16 protein-coding genes are annotated in these 20,533 nt (G+C 47.2%); 9 read left to right on the top strand and 7 right to left on the bottom strand.

The annotated features are described in order from the left end of the window. Window positions 1-3 precede the first annotated feature (3 nt). The gene (locus K2Y22_09510) at window positions 4-435 is read right to left on the bottom strand and encodes a heavy-metal-associated domain-containing protein (GenBank protein ID MBX9878683.1); all 432 of its coding nucleotides are present in this window, start codon (window positions 433-435) and stop codon (window positions 4-6) included. Between K2Y22_09510 and K2Y22_09505 the strand changes: the two genes are divergently transcribed. Further along, a complete protein-coding gene (locus tag K2Y22_09505) occupies window positions 424-1,566 on the top strand; it encodes a tetratricopeptide repeat protein (GenBank protein MBX9878682.1) in 1,143 nt (380 codons plus the stop codon). The two genes, K2Y22_09510 and K2Y22_09505, sit on opposite strands and share 12 nt — an antisense overlap. Next, complete coding sequence (locus K2Y22_09500; GenBank protein MBX9878681.1) at window positions 1,563-2,711, top strand: hypothetical protein; 1,149 nt, start codon at window positions 1,563-1,565, stop codon at window positions 2,709-2,711. Before K2Y22_09505 ends, K2Y22_09500 begins: the two co-directional genes overlap by 4 nt. A gap of 3 nt (window positions 2,712-2,714) precedes the next feature. Here the strand turns inward: K2Y22_09500 and K2Y22_09495 are convergent, their stop codons facing one another. Next, window positions 2,715-5,840 (bottom strand): hypothetical protein, encoded by a 3,126-nt coding sequence (locus K2Y22_09495; GenBank protein ID MBX9878680.1) that lies wholly within the window; start codon window positions 5,838-5,840, stop codon window positions 2,715-2,717. 332 nt (window positions 5,841-6,172) lie between these two features. Between K2Y22_09495 and K2Y22_09490 the strand changes: the two genes are divergently transcribed. Beyond that, entirely contained in the window at window positions 6,173-9,196 is a 3,024-nt protein-coding gene (locus K2Y22_09490; GenBank protein ID MBX9878679.1) for a hypothetical protein, read from the top strand. Window positions 9,197-9,230: 34 nt separating this feature from the next. Here the strand turns inward: K2Y22_09490 and atpC are convergent, their stop codons facing one another. From atpC to atpD, 3 genes are read right to left on the bottom strand one after another with little or no spacing between them, the layout of a single operon-like run. Next, a complete protein-coding gene (gene atpC / locus K2Y22_09485; protein MBX9878678.1) occupies window positions 9,231-9,665 on the bottom strand; it encodes an ATP synthase F1 subunit epsilon in 435 nt (144 codons plus the stop codon). Between the two features lie 17 nt (window positions 9,666-9,682). Next, on the bottom strand, window positions 9,683-10,387 hold the full coding sequence (locus K2Y22_09480) for an ATP-dependent Clp protease proteolytic subunit (GenBank protein MBX9878677.1): 705 nt from the start codon (window positions 10,385-10,387) through the stop codon (window positions 9,683-9,685). Beyond that, window positions 10,387-11,814: a F0F1 ATP synthase subunit beta gene (gene atpD, locus K2Y22_09475; GenBank protein ID MBX9878676.1), complete on the bottom strand. Its 1,428-nt coding sequence runs from the start codon at window positions 11,812-11,814 to the stop codon at window positions 10,387-10,389. Before atpD ends, K2Y22_09480 begins: the two co-directional genes overlap by 1 nt. Window positions 11,815-12,082: 268 nt before the next feature. Between atpD and K2Y22_09470 the strand changes: the two genes are divergently transcribed. Genes K2Y22_09470 through K2Y22_09460 form a run of 3 tightly spaced genes read left to right on the top strand, consistent with a single transcriptional unit; the run spans window position 12,083 to window position 14,894 of the window. Continuing rightward, entirely contained in the window at window positions 12,083-13,105 is a 1,023-nt protein-coding gene (locus tag K2Y22_09470; GenBank protein ID MBX9878675.1) for an NAD-binding protein, read from the top strand. Then, window positions 13,102-13,446 carry a DUF1292 domain-containing protein gene (locus K2Y22_09465; GenBank protein MBX9878674.1) on the top strand — a complete coding sequence of 115 codons (345 nt, stop codon included), beginning with the start codon at window positions 13,102-13,104 and terminating at the stop codon, window positions 13,444-13,446. Before K2Y22_09470 ends, K2Y22_09465 begins: the two co-directional genes overlap by 4 nt. A 41-nt stretch (window positions 13,447-13,487) precedes the next feature. After that, window positions 13,488-14,894, top strand: a complete 1,407-nt coding sequence (locus tag K2Y22_09460; GenBank protein MBX9878673.1) for a tetratricopeptide repeat protein — start codon at window positions 13,488-13,490, stop codon at window positions 14,892-14,894. Here the strand turns inward: K2Y22_09460 and K2Y22_09455 are convergent. Next, on the bottom strand, window positions 14,891-16,315 hold the full coding sequence (locus K2Y22_09455) for an MATE family efflux transporter (protein MBX9878672.1): 1,425 nt from the start codon (window positions 16,313-16,315) through the stop codon (window positions 14,891-14,893). The two genes, K2Y22_09460 and K2Y22_09455, sit on opposite strands and share 4 nt — an antisense overlap. Window positions 16,316-16,439: 124 nt before the next feature. Here K2Y22_09455 and K2Y22_09450 point away from each other — a divergent pair, with 124 nt between their 5' ends. From K2Y22_09450 to K2Y22_09440, 3 genes are all read left to right on the top strand, one after another. Continuing rightward, window positions 16,440-17,141 (top strand): hypothetical protein, encoded by a 702-nt coding sequence (locus K2Y22_09450; GenBank protein ID MBX9878671.1) that lies wholly within the window; start codon window positions 16,440-16,442, stop codon window positions 17,139-17,141. Window positions 17,142-17,160: 19 nt separating this feature from the next. Continuing rightward, a complete protein-coding gene (locus tag K2Y22_09445; GenBank protein ID MBX9878670.1) occupies window positions 17,161-17,826 on the top strand; it encodes an HAD-IA family hydrolase in 666 nt (221 codons plus the stop codon). Window positions 17,827-17,923: 97 nt separating this feature from the next. Next, the gene (locus tag K2Y22_09440) at window positions 17,924-19,729 is read left to right on the top strand and encodes a glycosyltransferase family 39 protein (protein ID MBX9878669.1); all 1,806 of its coding nucleotides are present in this window, start codon (window positions 17,924-17,926) and stop codon (window positions 19,727-19,729) included. On the opposite strand, the gene K2Y22_09435 is transcribed toward K2Y22_09440, so the two are convergent. After that, window positions 19,726-20,484, bottom strand: coding sequence for a hypothetical protein (locus K2Y22_09435; protein ID MBX9878668.1), 759 nt, complete (start codon window positions 20,482-20,484; stop codon window positions 19,726-19,728). The genes K2Y22_09440 and K2Y22_09435 overlap by 4 nt on opposite strands. Window positions 20,485-20,533: the final 49 nt, after the last annotated feature.

Genomic DNA, 20,533 nt, shown 5'->3' with positions numbered 1-20,533 from the left:
TTTCTATGGAATCATCAGCCTGGGTTTGTCATTTAAACTATCGTTTTTATTTGCAGGCATAGGCAAATATTTGGCGACTGTATCTCTGGCGTAAGGTAATACCAACTGATCAGCTACTTGATATTTGTGTTCAACCAATACTTGAACTATTACTCTTGGATGCACTTGGGCGCTGTCAATGACTACAGCAACCTTAAGCGGGCGATTCTTGGGATTGATGTTAACCGCTCGAACACCTTTCACCGCACGCAACAACCTATCTATTTCAATAATGCAGGCAGCACAAGTTGCTCCATGCACTGAAAAGCTCAGTATTGAATACTTATCGGTTGGTTTGGCGGCTAAGACCATTAAATTGGCAGCCGTAAACCAAACGGCCACGAGTAAAATAATGAACGAGGGAATTTTCCGGTAATAACTTGCTTGCATCATCATCAGTATAAGACAATTCCAGCATTAACATTCTTGGCAATTAGCATTAGCCTGGCAACTAATGTCGTATTTGCAGCCGACAAAAACCTGCACAAACAAGCCATGCGAGCAATGTCGGCAGGTCAGTTGAATCTCGCTGAAGAGCTGGAAAGGAATGCTCTCAAGGAAAATCCCAACGATGCAGTTGCCTTAGAAGGACTAGCCATAATCTATGCCCAACAAGAAAAGTATGACGAGGCAATTACGGCAGCCAAACAAGCACTTCAACTAAATCCAAATAGTTTTTCTAACAACTTCAATCTAGCTGAGCTTAACCTGTCTATGGACAAACCAGCCAGAGCCCTACACTTTTACAATAAAGCCTTACAGATAAATCCATCATCAGTGCCGGCTCTAATTGGTAAAGCCAATTCTTTGACCCAGCTCGGCAACCCATTAGAGGCTCTAGATTTTCTTGAGAAGATAAACGCTAGCAACAATCCCCAGCTGCAATTGCAGCTAGCCAAAATATATTTTAGCCTTGGCGACATGGATCAAGCAGAAGCAACTGCACAAAGTATTCTTCGCGAGAAATCCAATGACTATCAAGCAAAACTTCTTATTGCTCAAATCAATTTCGAACGAAGAAATTTGCCTGCTGCCATTCTTTTGTCCAATGAACTAATTAAAAGCGATCCAACCAAATCCGGAGCATATGTTCTACTGTCTGAATGTTTTGTAGCGACTCATTCCGGACTCTACAATGCAATTGATTTAGTCAAGTCAGCCAAGCAATCGGCTACTCAAAAGTCCTATGTTTTGTCGAAACTAGCTCAAGCATTTGATCGTCAGGCAATCACAACCAGAAGATCTGATCCGGATTATCTAGAGAAAAGATATGCCTGGCACACATTAGCGGAAGAGTGCTGGCGGCAAGCCGTCTTGGTTAGTCCCAATGATGCCGAGCTTCGCTACAAATACGCTCTGGATCTAAGGAAGAGCCGTAAATTCGTTGAAGCTTATTATCAAATAAACAAAAGTCTTGAACTCAATCCGGATAACAAGCATGCACTTTTAATCAAGAGCAAATTGAAACAGTCCAAATATGATCTATTCGGCTGGCTACGGTTTTACCTGGATGGCGGTGACCGGTGAAAAATCGCGCCAACATAATTCTGTCCCTTATCCTCGGACTGTTGGCATTTTTCGCAGTCAGCAACTTCTACGTCTATGCCCCTGATGTCGGACAACCAGGTGGACCTATAGATGGACTATCCGTTGTTCAACTCAAAAAATTCTATGAAGCCAGAGACATCTTCAAAAAAACATTTACCGTCAAGGAAGGGCTCGGTCCTCTCTATAACCGCGAAAGCTGCTATTCATGTCACGGTTTTCCAGGAATTGTAGGCAATCAAGGCTCACAAGCCGTAAAAGCCGAATCAATCAAATCCGTAACCGACACATTTGCGAAGAGCTTTCCTCCCGACTGTAAAATATCTGCGCCTAAAGACGGCGTTGTCTCTGCAAGCTTGGCACCGGCTCTCTGGGGCGCCGGACTTATTGATGCCATACCGGACGACACCATAGAGGATATCGAACTCAATCAAACTGACGAAAACTTATCAACAACCGGAACAAGTGTCAGCCATAGAAGTCACGTCAGTCATCAAGACAGAATTGGTAAATTTGGCTACAAGAACCAATACACGAGCCTGCTGGATGCTGTCGTTCAACAAATGAGCACAGAACTCGGACTCACCAGTAGATACCAACGATCGGTCATTCCGGATTGTTTACGCGCATTTTTGCCGGAAGAACCAAATGACAATGGCAGCATATTGGCAAAACTGAATTACTTCCTTGCTCTAACAGCACCTCCTAAAAGAGGCAAAATAAACGAAGCGTGTAATCGCGGTCGTGTTACTTTTGAAAAGTTGGGCTGCGCTCAATGCCATATTCCAACTCTGCAAACCGGTCCTCAATACATCGTCCTGGATCCGGATAGTCAGTTTCCAACAAAGAGATATTTACGTATCACCGCCTTGGAAAATCGTGAAGTTAATGCCTATTCCGATCTTCTACTGCACGACATTTCAGATGGGGTCTCAGATGGACGCTTGCGCACGGCTCCTCTTTGGGGATTACGCTTTCGCAAGTACTATCTTCATGACGGACGCACTAACAATTTAGAGGAAGCCATTTCAGCTCATGCCGGACAAGCACAGAGCGTCAAAGAAAAATTCTCGTCCTTGGATACGCAGCAAAAGGCTGACTTGTTAGCCTTTCTTAAATCTTTGTAGATCTTAGTGTGGACGACCGCCTCTACGTATTGGTTTTCGAATAAGCGGTGGGCAGAGACTTGTCTCGGTTTCCATATCAGCAAGTATCTCAGGCGGAATGCGGTCTTCCGGATCCAATTCCGTATTGAGCACTTCCCATTTGGTGAATCCTCTTTTGACACCCAAGTGCTTTTTGTTTGGGTTTAGCTTGCAACAACCAACCGCAAACGGAGGCTGCAGTTGCCATTCACCGGCTAGTTGCGGACAAGACTGCCTATCTGAGCTGCCTTCTCCCAACTGATAATTGGGATCGTGGCACCAATCACCGGTACCTTGCTTCTCATAGCTCTTGCCCTCAGTTAAATCAGCAAACTGATCTCGAGCCAATACTGATCTATAAGTAAGCTTAGTTGGATCATCACCCTGGACTAATGCGGCATTTGCAAAATAGAGCATTTGCCCAGGCTGCAATTTAACCTGACTGAATGGATACTTTCCTAGTCCCGATTGGTAGTTAACAACCACCTGCCCTTTATTGTCACAAGTGAGCAAGAAAATTTTCTCTTGTGCAATCGGCAATTCTTCTTGAGCTTGGGCATATGCCGGCTGCATGAAAAAGTGAGCAGTTGTCGTGCGATATTTCTTCGGTACTTTCAGACCCAATTTCTCCATCGCATGATAAACTTCTGCCTTCAACTGCTTGATGTCCTTGTAATATGTGTCGGCATCCCTTTCTGTATAGCGCTGCAAGAATTTACGGCCAAGGTTTCTAGAATCCCAAGCGCGAAACTGTTCCGGCTTGCCATTCCCTTTCTTGTCTCTAACAGTCATGATCTTATTACCGGAGCCGAGCAATTTTGCCCGATACTTACCAGGCGGAATCTTAGAATCCGGCTCTAAAACATCGTCAGTCAAATCTTCACTGCCCGGGAAAGACGATAATTGAACATTTTTTACTTCGTCTCTAAATCGTTCGATTCCAGCATCATCATAGGCCTCAATGTCGTAAAAATGTGGTCCCGTGTAGCCTGGCTTACTGCGTATACAGCTTGTCGAATCATCGGGCATGATGTTAACCAGCCTTGGTCCTCTTCCCAGTATTTTGACCACAAACATATAGCCATTTGTGGAATCATCAGTGGCAGTGACATTATCGAGTTGTCTGATACCTTTTGCAGACCACTTTCTTAGTTGTCTGACCAGTCTATAAGTCTTCTGGGACGCCTGTGTACCGTTTTGCTTCACTTGCTTAGCTCGGAAGAAAATAGCTTTTTGGCGAGTAGCCTCATCGTCTACTTTAGTAATGGTTGTAGAGATTGGTCGCACGACCTTACGCAAATCAGGAAGCGTCCAGTCAGGGCTTGATGCATTCTCAGCAAAACTTTGTTCCATCTCTGCAATGTGATCAGCATTAGGATTTGCTTTGCTCTCCTCCTTTTGAATATCCTCAGCATCATGAAGTCCCTTGTGCAGAACTTTCATGGCGCGTTTAGCTTCCACCATGGCACGCAAACCAGCATACGCGCTGACATTGCCGGCTCTATTTGTGGCAATAGTACCCTCGACTAATTTGCAGCATTCAATTATGTCGTTGCCTGCAGGAGAAATTGCATTTCCCGTAACCGGATCAACCAAAATTGACATGGCTTCTTCCGGACACATCTGCCAGGCAAGATCGTAATTGAATGAAGTTAGATAATAGTCGACGCCGGCGCTGTCTCCAGCGAGCAATGCTGCATACGTTGCATTCATTGAATCGTCGCTGACCATGCAACCGAATACTGGAAAATCGTCATTGTCATCGCTATCGTCAGCAGTCTCTTCATCATCAACATCGTCAGCAGCCAATGCTGGTTGCAAAAGTGATTTATTAGCAGAGAATTTGTCCGAGCCGGTCATGCCGACTACTTTGCCTGTCTTTCCTGCCTTAGCGATGGCAGCTAAGTCGGCGGAAAACGCATTTACTACAGACTGACGATCAAGGGTCAGCCCCTGATTTCGCAGCCAGTCATAAAGTCCGTAAGAAAGTGCTTCTGAAGGCAAATCCATTTTGTCGGAGCTTTCTTTTCCGGGAAAAGCTTTGGCTGTCATTGAAGAACCAGGGAATCCATTGCCTTTGGGATCGGCTTGCAGCCAAGTAGAATCTTGTCCGGACGGCATTTTCCAGGGACTATCCATCGTCATCAGATTTTGAATAGAAATCTTTCCGTTGAAAGCCTGACTGGCAGGCAACCCTCCAAGGAAGCTCACCGCAAAAGCAGTTGAAGACGACTGCGACATTCTATTGCCACCAGTCATGGCACAAGCTATCTGGTGTAACTTTTCAGTTGCCTGTTTACCTTCTGAATCGACAGTCAAACTACTTACTGCAAAGTCAGCTTCTACCTTAACAACTGACGGCGGCAGCTTACCGAAACCAGCTATTTCATATCCACCGTCTTTACTGTCAATAAAGGACTTTTCTTCAACTAGTCTTGGTTGCGAGCTAATTGCAGCAAAAGCAACCGGCACATTGTAGGCAGGAATGTTGACGCAAGCCTTATACATTCCACCAATGCTATTTGTCTTGGCCGCATCATCAGGAGGAGTTGGTATTGGCACATTGGTCAAACCTTCCTGAACACGACCGACGGAAACTTTGATGGTTACATCATCGACTTTATTTGAACCGCCACGTAAAGCATTGGCAGTGAATGCATTTTTAACAGCAACATATGCCGGAGCTCCGGGCGCAAATTTATCTTCGACGGTTTTGGCTAGAAGGTCCGATTTTGATCTCAACTCATCGAGATCGCTTTTTGCCAAAGTGACCATTTGGTTATTCTTCAAATCTTCAGCTACCAGTAAATCCAGGCGTGCTGTAGCCAGAGCAGTATTGAAGCTTATAACCGGCGCCGGCTTAAAGGGATTGTTGGGGTCAGCACCCGATTGATCGACAAGCCCAAGTTTGCCCAGGCGAGAATCAACCGTGACCATGGCTATTTGCTTTGCGCCTTCCAGGGCTGCGGCATCGGCGGCGGTTTTTGCCTCCTTATTAAGGGAGAACAAGAGATTGAAATTTAGTACAAAGAAACCAATGATAAGTATTATGCCAACTGCCACAGCGATAAGGGCCAGTGTATTACCGGCGGAATGGCGCGATTTTGCCATCGGATCCTCCTGGTGGATTTATTAACTTTTTCCAATGTACACCGAGTGGCCCTGCTCGTCAAGTTGGGGCAAGTTGAAAAGCCCAACTTAAGACTGTTTGCGTGTTTTTAAAACTTCGGGCGCACGCTCAAAACTGCCACCATATTTAGTATCACTCTCAAGCAACAGAAACCGGCCGAAAACCTCGCTAGTTGCCGTCCGGCAATCAGAAATCAGCCATCCGTGTCTACTTAAATTTTTCAGTCAATAACGTTTAAAACAACCCTATACAGGGGAACAACCCTTCTACACGGAATGCAATAAAGGCGAATTTTTCGTCCGCAAAGAAATTTATGACATTCAAGCCAGGACGGTTAAAGCAGGCAGGTAATACAACAATATTGGTCATAGCCCTGTTTGCGGTCATGGCATTTATCATTGCTTTTGTGGTTTGGAACACCAACCAGCTCCAGGGCTTACACAAAGAAGCACAGAATGCCATTGATGCCTCGTCTTTGGCAGCAGCCAAGGAAATGACGTCCATAGTTGTCGATGGCCCAATGGGTCGTATGGCTCTGGCAGAAGACCCTGAAGGCGACAGCAAATGGCCTGTGTATGGTGTTAACACTGTTATGGCAACTTTGCGAGTAGACGCCATAATTGCCCGGGAACTCAACAATAAAACCTTGGCATATCTCGTTCAAAACGACCTCAACCAGACCAACCAAGCTTTATCAGTACTAACTCAGAGAATTAAGTCATCTGCTGCCGGTGGTACATCCGCCTATGATAGGAATGGAAAACAAGTCAACATTCGCCAAAAGGCCTATGACGCCTATTTAGCCAGCAGTAAAGTGTTGGCCGGCACGACCGATGCACCACAAAATTTCTCCGTTACTGTCGGTACGATTTCTGCAGCGTCGGGTCAAGCCAAAACCAATACACCTGTACCAAATCCGGAATCGCTTGATACAGTTTCCTTCAACGCGACTAATTCTTACTCCAAAGGCTCCCAAAAATATTACTTGGGCAATATCGATATTCCAGTTCCCGGCATGCCAGTAGCCAGCAGTAGTGCTTCGACAGTTAGATTTGCTCCAGTCGGCAACGAGCCAGCTTTACTGGAGCAAGGTCTTTTTAGTCTGCTTTCGAGTAATGATATCCCGGTCGCCGTTCAAGTCTCTTGTGACCAACCGGTAAAAGCAGTTGCGGATCCAAAAGCTGAGACATCGAAAACTGCAGTTCACACTATTTCTTATGCGCAAGCCGGCAACAGAGCTGTGCTTCAGCAACCGGGTGTTTTAGAAATGGCATTTCCTGCGGGCATACCGACCAATCCGGTATCCGTCACTGGGGGAGCCGTAGATTTTTCCAGCGTTAAGTCAATAATGAACAGCTCTACATCTGACGTATTGAATGGACAACTACAAAGCAGCAAAACAGGTTGGACTGACTCGGGTAAATGGTATCAAGTAAAAGGCGGTCCCAACCCAGGCGGAGGAACACTAGAACAAGCGGCCTTCAAAGGGATAAAGGGTCTGGACGAGGGAGATCCTTCATTAGCGCTAAACTGTTGTGTTTATGACTGGCTGCGCAGTTGCACTAACCTACCCAATGTCCAGAAAGTACTGGACGTGCTTGACACCAAATTCACCTTGAGCATGTCCTCAAATACGGTCACGCCGTCGCCATTAGCCAACAACCTATTCCAACCGACTTATGCACAGCAAGCACCTCCTTCTGCGCCGGCACGACCTGTTCCTGCTGTAATGGCCCCAACTGCTCCTGCTGTAACTACAGCAATTCTAACTATTCTGCCGGAAACACTCAAAGTACCCAACGCAACTATAGGCGATGCACTTCGCCAGAGTCTGGGCACTATCAAGGACCCTCGCGATCTTAGTGAATACAACAGCAATGCAGCCGCTTTTGATCGCCAACAGGCCAACATGTGGGGTTATCTGCCTGCGGATGGCACTTTGCCTGCCGGTGCAGCTGTAGTTAGCATAGGCTATGACGGCACACTAAAAACTAGTGACGGCAATCCTTATCAGGACCTTCTCGATTTTCTAAATGCGTTGGATTACACCAATAGTTCAGCAGTCGTAGTCAATCAAGCGGTTATGGACATTTTGAAAGATGTCCACATCAAAGAGGTTAATGAGAAAGTTGCTGCCCTTAACACACAGCTTTCAAAAACAACAGGTGCCGCGGCCAGACAATCTCTGGTAAACGAAATTGCCGAAGTAAAAGCATCGACACAAGACGAATCGTCTATAGGAAAAACAGCGATTCAATACTTACAAAAGCCAGAAGCCGCTCGCGTGGTGGCAGCACTAGTCAATTCAACTTATGTTCTGGAAATTACCAATTCCATGATAAACAATTTGAAGTCCCTAACTGGAACTGGTGTCAAGAAAATTGCTCCAAATCATTTCATTATAGGCGGAGCGGACTTTTACCCGGCACAATATCCATGGCCGTTCGGCAACAGCATTTGGGTAGACGGACACGGATACATGAATTTTGGCGCCAATGCTCCCGGTGCCGCCAAGAATTTCATACTCGCAAAGGACACAAAATTTCCTGTTCAACTGCAACCACCTGCAACTACAATAAGTGATTGGTGCGCAGCACCGGTATCAGTTAATGGACTGGCAACTTCAGCACTGAATATTTACAAGCACAATTCCAATCCCGTAATTACTCTGCAAACAAAGAATTCGGATTCGCACTTCCTGCCTCCTGTTCTGGCACAAAGTGCGGCACCCCCATTAGCTGCATTCTTTCACTATCAACTAGTCGGTACCAGTTCAAAAGAACCCGGCAAGTTTGAAGCAAAAGTAGTGATGGATAAGAATAGTCCTTATACAAATGTTCCGACCGGTAAGGGGCAGACCATTTATCAGAGCACATCAGGACTAGTTTCCGATGCTAGTTCGGATAGCGCCAAAGCAGTAGTCAGTTATCAAATTCAGGCAAAAGACCAATTTGCCAACGCCTATCCGAGTACTGAGTCCGAGTCGTCCCCAAATCCCAGCGCAGCTTCTGATTACTTTGGCAGCCTGACACCTCAAGGAGCACCCGTTGCTGCTATCTGGGCAATAACATGTCCACAAATCCCACCGCCGCCTCCACCGAAGCCACCCGATGAAATTCCTCTTTTCACGACATTCAAATCCGGAGTTGGTTACCAGTATTACTACTGCCATCCAGCCACAGGCATAGCCTGGTGGGGATTAGCCTGGTATCCATGGGGCATCGCCACAATAGTTCCAGGCGATGGAGCATTAAAGACACCTGCTGGACTATGGCAAATTCGAAGATTTGGAGCAATCTTGCACATTCCTCCGACCCCGAGTATCTACGCTACGTAAGAAGCGCAATTGCTCACACCAAGTTATTGACTTTCTAGTGCGATGCCTTACCACGCTTCGTGCGGCGGATTTCCACTGCCTTCAAGCGGGCCATGCTCTTAGCAATACCCATTTCAGTGATGTAAGCATCGAGCTTATCGAGCTTCTGCGTCTTCTCAGCTTCGAGGCGAGACTTGTCTTGATGCGCAGCAGCTTCGTCAATTTCAGTATCCAACTCAGCTAAATCCGAAAGGATCGTCACTTCGTTTTTGTTGACTTCCATGATGCCGCCCATAACAGCTGCTGTCTCTTCATGCTTTTGATCAACCTGCCAGCGCATCACATCGATTGAAAGCGCTGTTAGAAGCGGTTCGTGATTCGGAAGAATTGAAAGCTCACCGTCAACGGCGCGAGCAACTACTTGCTCGACTTCTTGTTCAAGAACAACACGCTCTGGGGTGATGATGCGAAGCATTAGCTTGTTAGCCATTGTAATTCTCCAGGATTTTACTTGCGCGATTTACGAGTTGTACGAGCGGACTTCTTCGGTTTGTAAGAAGCGGCAACCTTGCTTGCGCGCTTAGCAGCTTTAGAGATGCTGCGAACTTTGCTGCCGGACTTAGCCTTCTTACCGCTGCGTCCACGTTTAGACGTATGTGGTATCACTTCATCGACTAGTCCATAGCGCAACGCTTCACCGGCAGACATATAGTGATCGCGTTCAATATCTGTACGGATCGTATCTTTGTCTTTACCGGTGCAGCGATGCAAAAGTTCAATTTGCGCTTCACGGAAACGTTGACCCTGCTGAGCTTGAATTTCCAAATTGGTGATATCGCCATCAGCTTCCCAGAGGGTCTGGTGGAACATCAATGTGGAAAATTCATATGCTTGGCGTTTGCCTGTAGCAGAGGCGAGAATTTCGCAAGCACCGGATAGCGCATGTCCCAAGCAAATCGTGTTTACTGGGGCATCTATCGAGTGCATAACGGCAATTATCGCATCAGCGTTGTATCCGTTGCCGCCGGCTGAGTTGATATACAAGTCGATTGGACGGCTGCTGTCACGATCGTTTAGTTTCAGCAGGCGAGCAATAACAGGCATAGCAACTTCATTTTCCAATCTGCCGAATAAATATACTCGGCGGCTGGATGCCTTTGGTTGCGGATTTGATTCCGGTTGCTCGGTTGTGTGCTCGTGTTTCTTAGTCATTAGGCATTAGCCAAAGCTTTGGCTTGCTCCTTAACTTCATCGATACCACCAGCCATGTAGAAGGCCTGTTCCGGAAGTTCATCGAGTTCACCGGCCAAGATTTGCTTAAAGCCGGCAACTGTGTCCTTCAAGTTGACGTACTTACCAGGACGTCCGGTAAATGCTTCAGCTACGAAGAACGGTTGCGACAAGAAGCGCTGAATCTTACGAGCTCTTGTAACGATCAACTTATCTTCTGCAGACAACTCATCCATACCAAGGATGGCGATAATGTCTTGCAAGTCTTTGTAACGCTGCAGTGTTTGTTGAACGCCACGGGCAACATCATAGTGATCTTGTCCAACTATCTCCGGCTTCAACGCGGTTGATGTAGAAGCCAGCGGATCAACGGCTGGGTAAATTCCCAACTCGGCAATCTGACGGGACAATACTGTTGTAGCGTCCAAGTGACCGAATGTCGTAGCAGGAGCTGGATCGGTCAAGTCGTCGGCTGGCACATACACGGCTTGTACAGATGTAATAGAGCCATTCTTAGTTGATGTAATACGCTCTTGCAGTTCGCCCATTTCGTTAGCCAATGTCGGCTGATAGCCTACAGCTGACGGCATACGTCCAAGCAGAGCTGATACTTCAGATCCGGCTTGTACGAAACGGAAGATGTTGTCTACGAAGAGCAACACGTCTTGACGGTTAACATCGCGGAAGTACTCAGCTGCTGTCAGTGCTGCCAGACCTACGCGCATACGTGCGCCTGGTGGCTCGTTCATCTGACCGTAGACTAGAGCTACTTTGTCGATAACGCCTGACTCTTTCATTTCCATCCAGAGGTCGTTACCTTCACGTGTACGCTCACCTACTCCACCGAATACAGAGTAGCCGCCGTGATGAACAGCAATGTTGTGAATAAGTTCCATGATGATAACGGTTTTGCCTACGCCGGCGCCGCCGAACAATCCGACCTTACCACCCTTGATGTATGGAGCGAGCAAATCAACGACTTTGATACCAGTTTCAAACACAACTGTTTGAACTTCCAAGTCGGTGAGATCAGGACATGGGCGGTGAATCGGCCATCTGTCGCCACCTTTAATTTCTTCGCCTTCGTCTACAACTTCACCAAGTACGTTCAAGATGCGACCAAGTGTCTTTTCGCCAACCGGAATGGTGATAGCGGATTTGGTGTTGACGACGCGCATTCCGCGGGTCAAACCGTCTGTAGAACTCATAGCTACGGTACGAACACGGTTGTCACCGAGCATTTGCTGAACTTCGACGACAACTTTGATTTCATCGCCGGCTGGGTTTTTATCAATAACTTCCAGGGCGTTGTACAGCTCCGGCAAGTGACCTGGGGCAAACTCTACGTCGATAACTGGTCCGATGACCTGTACGACACGTCCCTCAGTTGCGTTAAGTGTTGTGCTCATTTGTGCTCCAAAGGTAATAACCGCGACAGTTATGCATGCGCCTATATATACGCGCATCAAGACGGATCTTACCAGCTACGTACATCTATATACCTGTAATGAATTTCAGATTATTTACAAAGGGAAACGTAGACTGTATGCTCATTTCACAGGCCACAGCGAGAACGCAGCGTCGCGAGGAGCGATGCGAAGTGGAGCGTGGATTGCCGGATGGCAAGCGAAGGCGGAAGCGTTAGCTGGAGCCGGAGCGTAAGAAAAAGGTAACCAAGTGAAACCCGCATCCACACAGGGACGCATCGTTTCCTATTCAATAAGAATAGTTCTGCTCGTAGCATTCGGCACGATGGGCTACATGCTTATCGAGCACTGGACGTTTCTTGACGCCTTGTGGATGACCGTAAATATGCTGGCAACTGTCGGCTACGGCGAGCTCAAGCTGGACGATGCCGGACGCATCTTCACAATTTTCTTTATATTGGCCGGCGTCGGTGTATTCCTTTCTATTGTCGGCAACATGGTACAACTCTTGCTGGAGGCTAACCCCACAGCCATATTTGGACGTCGGTATATGAAAAGACAAATCAACGGGTTGTCAGGACACAAAATAGTTTGCGGCTATGGTCGGACCGGACAAGAAGTCGCCAACCACTTTAAGGACAGCAAAGTTCCTTTTTTGGTCATTGAACAAGACCCACTGCGCGCCAAGCGCGCCGAACAAGACGGCATGCTCATCATTCAAGGTGACGCCACAGCCGACGAGATCCTAAGAGATGCCAGAATTGAAGCTGCCAGCGGCATAGTCTGCACCCTGCCTGACGACACAGCCAATACTTTTATAGCCCTGGCCGCCAGCGAGCTAAATAAGGATATCCACATCGTTTCCCGCTCCGGCAATCCCGGCTCAGAAGCCAAAATGATTCGCGCTGGCGCCCAAAAGGTTATCTCACCGTATGTCATTTGCGGCAGACGCATGGCAACTGCCGTAACGCATCCGCTAGTGCTGGAATTTCTTGACGTTGCCATGCACACACCAGGCTATGACCTGCGCATGGAACAAGTCTCCCTTAAAAAAGGCTCAAAACTCGTCGGTATGAGCTTAAAAGATGCCAACGTAAAACAGATTTCCGGTGCCATGATTTTGGCGGTTAGCAAACATGGTAAGCTCATTACGAACCCGGCACCTGACCATACATTTGCCGAATCGGACGAACTAATTGCGTTAGGCACGGAAGAACAACTGAAAAAGCTTTCTGAACTGGCAGGAGCTCTCATTCTTGAGGAAATGAAATGAACGAAGAACAACTTCAATCGGAAGACACAATAGTCACGCTCGAAGGTGAGGACGGACATTCATATTCCTGCCAAATTATTGATATATTCGATTTCGATGAGAAAGAATATGCGTTGCTCTTGAACCTTGGCGGTGAAGACGGCGAAGAAGAAGGGGAAGGCGCCGACGAAAAAGGTTCGCTCGTCATCATGCGCCTGATACAGAAGGGCGATCAAGCGATCTTCCAGACAATTGAAACAGAAGAAGAATTTCAAAAGGTAGTTGCCCACGTTGAATCAATGGCGAAAACCATCGAAGGCGGCGACGAACATGGTTGTGGCGAAGGCTGCTCAGACCATTAGGATTTAGGCGCATGCAATGCGCCCCTACAAAAGAGATCTCTGTGAACAAAATACTTTTATCGCTGAGCCTGCTTCTAGTGCTTCAGCAATCTGCTTTTGCGCAAACTCCATCTACTGATGACGTGCTCAAAGGCAGTGCCGTATTTGAAACAACTCCTTGGGGTCGTTACTACAAAGCCGGCATGTCCGCTCTGGCTAAGCGCAACTACGGCGAAGCCGATGAAAAATTGATGCGCGCCATAAGAGAATCAAAAAAGCGCGGCACACAAAATGAGCAACTGATGTTGGCACGCCTTGCTCTGGGAGAAGTCTATCTCGGCACCTGGCAATACACCGATGCTGAATGGCTCTTTGACAAATCCTTGGAATTAGCAAAGAAATTCAAAGGTGCGGAAAGCGAAGAAGCCGCTCAATGCTTAAATGGTCTTGCCTGGATTTACACGGGGCAACGCAAGTTTGCCAAAGCGGAAACTTTAGCCAAGCAGTCGATAGCTATTAGACAAAAACTCGCAGACAATAGTCCGCAATTAGCCAGAAGCATCTACACTCTGGGTAAGTGCTTGGACAAGCAAGGCTTTTCTGATCAAGCCGAACCACTCTACAGAAGAGCAATTACTATTCTGCAAAACAATCCTGATTATCAGGGACTACTTCTTGCCGACGTCATGCAAGACTGTGCCACGCTTTATCAACGTCAAGGCAACAGAGACGAAGCAGCCGATCTTTTCGCTAAGTCTTTTGCCGCCAAAGAAGAATTTGTCGCGCTAGATCAATCAATCTACGCAAAAGGCGGAGTCACCTTAAACTGGTCAGAAGGCTCACCGCGCTGCCGGCAACTAAACGAACCAGATCGCACCGTCAAATACATGAGCGCTAACGGCTTGCGCGTAGCTACAGCAATATATGATGACGGCATAAGGCTAAACGTAATGGTGTCCATGTCCAACAACAGCGACAAACCAATTGCTGTCGGAGTCGGCCCGGTAAAACTTTTCAATCGCAAACCGAAGCAAGAGGAATTATTCAGGCTTGACCCTAATGTCATAGCTGATGTGATTCAAGACAAAGCCGAATCCAAAGCAGCCTGGAATCGCCTTCTCGGCAACATGCAACGCCAACGCATCATCACCAACTACTCTGGTTACACTCCAGGACCCTATTGGGGCGCGTGGGGAATTCCATATCAGCAGTGGACAAGTGTTTACGATGTTCCTGATTATGCCGCCCGCGAAGCTTATTACGCCAAAGCTAACGCCATTGAAGCAACAGGCATTGCCACAGCCAACACCATGCGCGGCACTGCACTCAAGCCACAAGTGCTTAATCCTGGTCAATCAAAAACAGGTATTGTCTACTTTGAACACAAGCCCTTTGATGAAGCCTATCTGCAAGTCACAGTCGGTAATGCAATTTTCGAATTTCCATACACTCTAGACGGCAAACTCTAAGCAGCCTGTAACAAGCCGACCTTAAGCCACCTGCGCCGCAAAAACACCATTCCGGCTATCAGGCTCAGTAAGAATCTTGATACAAAGAGCGCAATGAACACGCCGTTCATTCCAAGCCCTGCCGGCATTGCCAATGCCCACGCCAACGGTAAGCGCACAAGCAGATAACCAGCAGCATTGAAAATCATCGGTACAGTTGTCACTCCAGCGCCTTCGACTGCGCCGAAGAAGACAAGCCATATTGCTAGCAACGGCAAAACAATCGGCGAAGCAGAAAGCAATAATTGCCCGTAATGAACTACCAATTGATCTTGCGAGAAAAGTGAAACAAGCGGAGCAGATGCCAAAGTCAAAATACAGCCTACAGCAAACATAGCAACGCCCGCGTAGATAGCCATTACCAAAGCGGCTTTGAATGCACGCGATGTTTTACCCGCACCAAGATTTTGTCCCACGACTGCTGCTGCGGCCAGACTCAGAGCCAATAGCGGATACGAAGCTACTGTCTCTTCGAGCTTATGCGCCACCGACCAAGCAGCTTGCGCCTCTGTTGCATGCGGGAAATTAGCAAACAGCACAAACATCAGAAAATTCGAAATAACCCAAGACAGCTCGGCTATCGTTGCCGGCAACCCGAGAGCAAGAATCTCACGCATGCGCGTAACTGACGGTAGCATTGTGCGAAATTTGTCCTGTAGGGGCGCATTGCATGCGCCCGCTTCTCTCACCAACAATACAAAACCACAAATAACCCCAAGCGTGGCACCTAGATTCCACGACCAGGCAAGCGAATCTACAGACATCGCACCCCACGGCATGTCACTAAATACAAATGCAAATGCCGAGCCGATACTTACTACCGTAATGATTGTCCAAACATACAACGCATAATGAGGTACGCCATAAGCGCGGAATATCGCCGTCAATGTCATTGCCAACACAAACGGCAAATTACCTAGCGACGTTAGCTGCAGATAGCGAACACCAAGTTCAGTGACTGCAGGCTCGGCAGCGAAGCACGAAAATATTTGCTTCGCAAAAACTATGCCAATCACCGTAGCTAACAATCCGATTAACGTCGTAGCATAGAGACTGTCCTTTATGTACAACCAAGCAAGCTGCAATTGTCGAGCGCCAACACATCGCGAAATTAAAGCCTGGCAACCGATGCACAATCCTGTGCCGATTGTCACAGCAAGGAAAATAAATTGCTCGCCGATACCGATAGCAGCTTGTGCAGCATCACCCATGAAGCCTGCTATGTACATATCAACTAATCCAACACACGAACTTAACGTGGACGTCAGCAATAATGGCCAAGCCATTTGCCACACGGCACGTCCAATCGAACCTTCGGTAAAAACATTTTCGGACGGCTCAGTCTGGCACGGCTCAAAAGCCGCACTTACTTCATTATTCATATGATTTTCCAACCCTTGCAGAAAGGGAACTTATGCACTATATTGCGTATATCACGCCCAGGCGTTGTAACACGTTACCACGCACAATCGTTGTAGTCAAGCCAGCCTCTTAGGAACCTTAGCAATGCCGGCAGCAGCGCCCCCAAAACTAGACTGGATGGACGTTCTAAACGAACAATTCGAATGGAACACCACCGATGACTTAAAGAGCTGGTTTACCAAACTTACCGGCAAACAGACGGACTTTTCCAAAGCATCTATAAATGAATTCCAGAAGTGTTTGAACTTCATCCGCGATCAAGTGTCTGCATTGCACTTCGACGAGCCAGTGGATTTAAAAACGCTCGACAAGAAATTGTCCGGCATAGAACTAAGCATGGCAAAAGCAACTGCACTTCCAACCCTACACGCCAAAGCTAACGGCACCTCAGACGCAGACTTACTGAAAGCAATGGAAGAAACCATTCTTGTCCAATTCGCTTCTTTTCTAAGCGACTTTCTGGCAGACGACAATGAATCATCCCTCAACCGCTGCGAAGGACTCTTCAAAGAGCAAAGATCATTCGACAGCGAAAGCCTAGCGCCACCAATGGAAACAGAAAAACGCTGGCGCAAAGAAATCCCCATCCTCATCGAATGCAAACTCTTATCCTCAACAGACATCCACCGTTGCGGCGACTTCTTCATCGGCAAAGCCAAAGCCCGCTTCTGCTCCGAAGCCTGCCGCTTCCGCACATTCCAATTAAACAAACAACTAACGGACCCAGATTACCTGGCTGACAAACAGCGACGCTATAGACAGAATCAACAAAGCGGCAAAGCTTAACCCGGAGAATTTCAAACCCATGAAGAATGCCACCATAGTGACTTGTTCGGCAATCCTGTTTGACATGGACGGAGTCTTGCTCGATTCAACACCGGCTGTAGAACGGCATTGGAGAGAGTGGGCGGAAAAACATGGACTTAAATATGAGGACGTGATTGCAGTCGCTCATGGCACACCATCAAAAGAGACAATGCAACGCATGGTGCCCCACTTGGATCACGACAAAGAAGCTGCTGAATATGAGCGATATGAGTGCGAAGATTTAGTCGGCGTGTTTCCTATTGGCGGAGCGGCAGTATTCACTAGTAATTTGCCTGCGGAGAAGTGGGCGATAGTTACATCGTGCGGACATAAGCTTGCGCTTGCTCGATTAGCACATGTCGAACTTAACGCACCCAAAATACTGATTTCTGCTGATCACGTCAAAAAAGGCAAGCCTGATCCGGAAGGCTATTTAGCAGCGGCAAAGATTCTTGGTGTTGCACCAGCTGATTGTCTTGTTGTGGAAGATTCGCCTAATGGACTGAAGGCGGCACTAACGGCAGGCATGAGATGCTTGGCTGTTTTGACCACGCATAAAAAACACGAGCTTGAAGGAGCTACGCACGTAGTTGATTCACTGGAAATGGTTCAGGTTAACCCAAGTTCCAATGGTCAGATTTCGCTCACAATTGACGCAGTCTAATTAAGCTGCATGTAATCAAAACGTATACCAATGCGGAAGTATTTGCTACCCTAGTGACCTTACCTGGGTTGCAGAGAGCTGCACAGAGAGGCTCAAGTTGTTAACGCTTAGGAGACCAGCCGCTAAAGCCGCGGCAGGCATAAACTCAGCTAAAAACTGGCTAGCTCCCCTGGCTCTTTTTGTCTTAGCCATAGGCTTGCTTTTCTTCCGTCTGGGCGATGCCGGACTTATCAATATATGTGAATCCTTTTATCCAGCATCGGTCAGAGAGATGATCGAAGCCAATAGTTACGTCATCCCGCAACTCAATTATCAGATTTATTTTTCAAAGCCCATCATGACTTTTTGGTTGATGGCAGCCTCTTACAACGTTTTTGGTCTCAATGATTTCGGTGGGCGATTTGCTCAAGCAGCGTTGACTGTAGTTTTAGTCATGGCTTGTTTCTATGTTGCTCGCAAGATGAAAGGCAATCTCGCCGGGTATTTGACGGGAGCCTTTTTAATAAGCTCTCCATTTCTACTTATTTTTACGCGTGCGTCATCAATTGATTCCTTCTTTACGGTGTTTCTTGGATTGACGCTGTGCGCCTTTCTGCACGTTGTTAGCAACGGCTCAAAGAAAGCATGGCCCCTCGTTTACATCTGTCTGGGACTAGCTGTTCTAACAAAAGGTCCAGCGGCGTTAGTCTTGTTTGGCGGCGGCATCGCACTAGCTTTGCTTGTTCTTCGCCCGAGCTTAGCAGACACCAAATTATTGTCAGACAGATTGCATCCGATTGCCGGTTCTCTGTTATTTCTCGCAGTTGTTTTACCCTGGTGGATTGCGGTAGGCATTGCCACCAAGGGACTATTCCCGGAAGTATTCGTTTGCTACGAAAACATCAACAGATACTTGGGACACGTTGTTTTACGCAGGACATTCTGGTGGCGCTATCTCGTCGTCATCGCCGTGGGGCTTCTTCCATGGTCACTTTATTTACCGGCTGTATTCTTCGATACATTCAAAAACAGAAAACCAACAAGTTCGCTGCTAGACCCGCGTGTTGTTTGCCTTAGCTTCGCTGCTGTTGTAATTGCTTTCTTCTCGTTTTCATCGACCCAATTAGAGACATATGTGCTACCTGCTTGCCCACCTTTAGCTCTAGCCGTCGGACTGACAGTTGTGGATTGGTGCAAGGGCTTCAATCTCTTTGGCGTGAAATGGCTGAGAGGTATTAGCACAGTACTCAGATTCATGGGCTGGATTGGCTTTATCGCAGGACTTGTGGCACCTTGGTACTTCAAGGATCTAGTACCCTGGCTAGCTTTTGGAATGCCTGCTGCAGGACTCATCCTCGCTTTAGGTTTCAACTGGCAATACAAGCTATTAAGGTCAGAACGCATCGAAAAAAGCTTGGTCGTTATGACAACCACCATGTGCCTGTTCTCAACTCTTTCAGTACCAATGTGCATTGAACAGTTTTACAACAACACACAAAAAGAAATACATCAACTGGTGAGCAACATCAAAAAGACTCCCGCTCAAGTGGGACTCTTTATGCACTACCTACCTGCCACCATGTATTACACGCAAGGTCCTGTAGATTGCTTCTTCAACGCAGCGCAAATTGTGCCAAGTAAGCCCGACTCGCAAAAGCTTTATATTATCGCTCGCACAAACGAAGCTGCGGCGTTATCCATTAATCCCAAAATCATCATGCATCCAATGTGCCGGACCCCAAAGTGGGGACTCTACTATGTGCAGGGCGGTACTCTAGCTAAAAACGCTCCATTGGAAGACACGTTCAAACGTCTATCCATGATGGACATGATAAACATGGATAACAAAAAGTACGGCGTGCTTACCGACTATTACAGTGGCGGTAATCTGAATTTGCCTGAGCGATTTAAAACGCGCAACTAAAACGGCTTGTAAAACGAGTCTCTGTTGCCGTGTATGTCTCTGCGGCGCAGATGACGCCCATCTTCAAAATAGAAAGTACCTTCATAGACATCACCGCTGTTTGATTTCCAAAGCATCGGTCCTTGCTTCTTCCATTCTTCGCCGGATTGAAGCTTTATGTGGTTGTAGTAGCCTTCATCGTCATGTCCACACTCCGCCAGCATATGTCCAAATCGTTCAACTTTTGTGATTGCCGTATTTGTCCGGTCTTTCAGATGGAAAATTCTTCCTGAGATAGAGATGCCGTTGGGATAATGATACGTCCCAATATTCTCGTCTTTGCTGCTCCATTCAAGCAGTGTACCGACCCTTTTCATATCAAACTGTCTATCGGTCTTTTCACCTGTTTCTGTGTACCAGTGACCATCCTTATGCTTGAGTATTTCACCGTTGAGCATCTTAATTTCAGAGAGTCCACCGTCGTCATCGTGCTTCAGTTCATATGCGGATCCATTAGGACATTCGATTTTGACAATATGATCGCTGCAAAAATTCAGCTTAGCCTTGTTGTCTAGAGTGACTGTACAGTTACTTGCGTCTTCCCTGTCGATTTGCGTAATGCGTCCGTTGCCTTCCAGGTCCGTACCAAGTTGGTACATGCCTGTGCCTTGAATCGGGAATCCTGCCTTGTTTAACTGCTCTGCCTGATAGCCGGTGCTCTGCGAATCAAAAGCCTGGGCAACCAAAATTCTCTCATCATCAAGTTCGCGACCCATGGGGTATTCCTCCACGCCACTAGCAAGATTTACCCGGTTGGAAGATCAA

It is taken from the genome of Candidatus Obscuribacterales bacterium (assembly GCA_019744775.1).
GTDB lineage: Bacteria > Cyanobacteriota > Vampirovibrionia > Obscuribacterales > Obscuribacteraceae > SBAT01.
Note: the sequence above shows the minus strand (reverse complement) of the source record. Positions and strands in the feature narration are given on the sequence as shown.

Bases quoted from the DNA above. Each gene is read 5' to 3' on its own strand.
- atpD (MBX9878676.1), bottom strand. From the start codon at position 11,814: ATGAGCACAACACTTAACGCAACTGAGGGACGTGTCGTACAGGTCATC.
- K2Y22_09495 (MBX9878680.1), bottom strand. From the start codon at position 5,840: ATGGCAAAATCGCGCCATTCCGCCGGTAATACACTGGCCCTTATCGCT.
- K2Y22_09465 (MBX9878674.1), top strand. From the start codon at position 13,102: ATGAACGAAGAACAACTTCAATCGGAAGACACAATAGTCACGCTCGAA.
- K2Y22_09450 (MBX9878671.1), top strand. From the start codon at position 16,440: ATGCCGGCAGCAGCGCCCCCAAAACTAGACTGGATGGACGTTCTAAAC.
- K2Y22_09445 (MBX9878670.1), top strand. From the start codon at position 17,161: ATGAAGAATGCCACCATAGTGACTTGTTCGGCAATCCTGTTTGACATG.
- K2Y22_09490 (MBX9878679.1), top strand. From the start codon at position 6,173: ATGACATTCAAGCCAGGACGGTTAAAGCAGGCAGGTAATACAACAATA.
- atpC (MBX9878678.1), bottom strand. From the start codon at position 9,665: ATGGCTAACAAGCTAATGCTTCGCATCATCACCCCAGAGCGTGTTGTT.
- K2Y22_09510 (MBX9878683.1), bottom strand. From the start codon at position 435: ATGATGATGCAAGCAAGTTATTACCGGAAAATTCCCTCGTTCATTATT.
- K2Y22_09435 (MBX9878668.1), bottom strand. From the start codon at position 20,484: ATGGGTCGCGAACTTGATGATGAGAGAATTTTGGTTGCCCAGGCTTTT.
- K2Y22_09455 (MBX9878672.1), bottom strand. From the start codon at position 16,315: ATGAATAATGAAGTAAGTGCGGCTTTTGAGCCGTGCCAGACTGAGCCG.
- K2Y22_09480 (MBX9878677.1), bottom strand. From the start codon at position 10,387: ATGACTAAGAAACACGAGCACACAACCGAGCAACCGGAATCAAATCCG.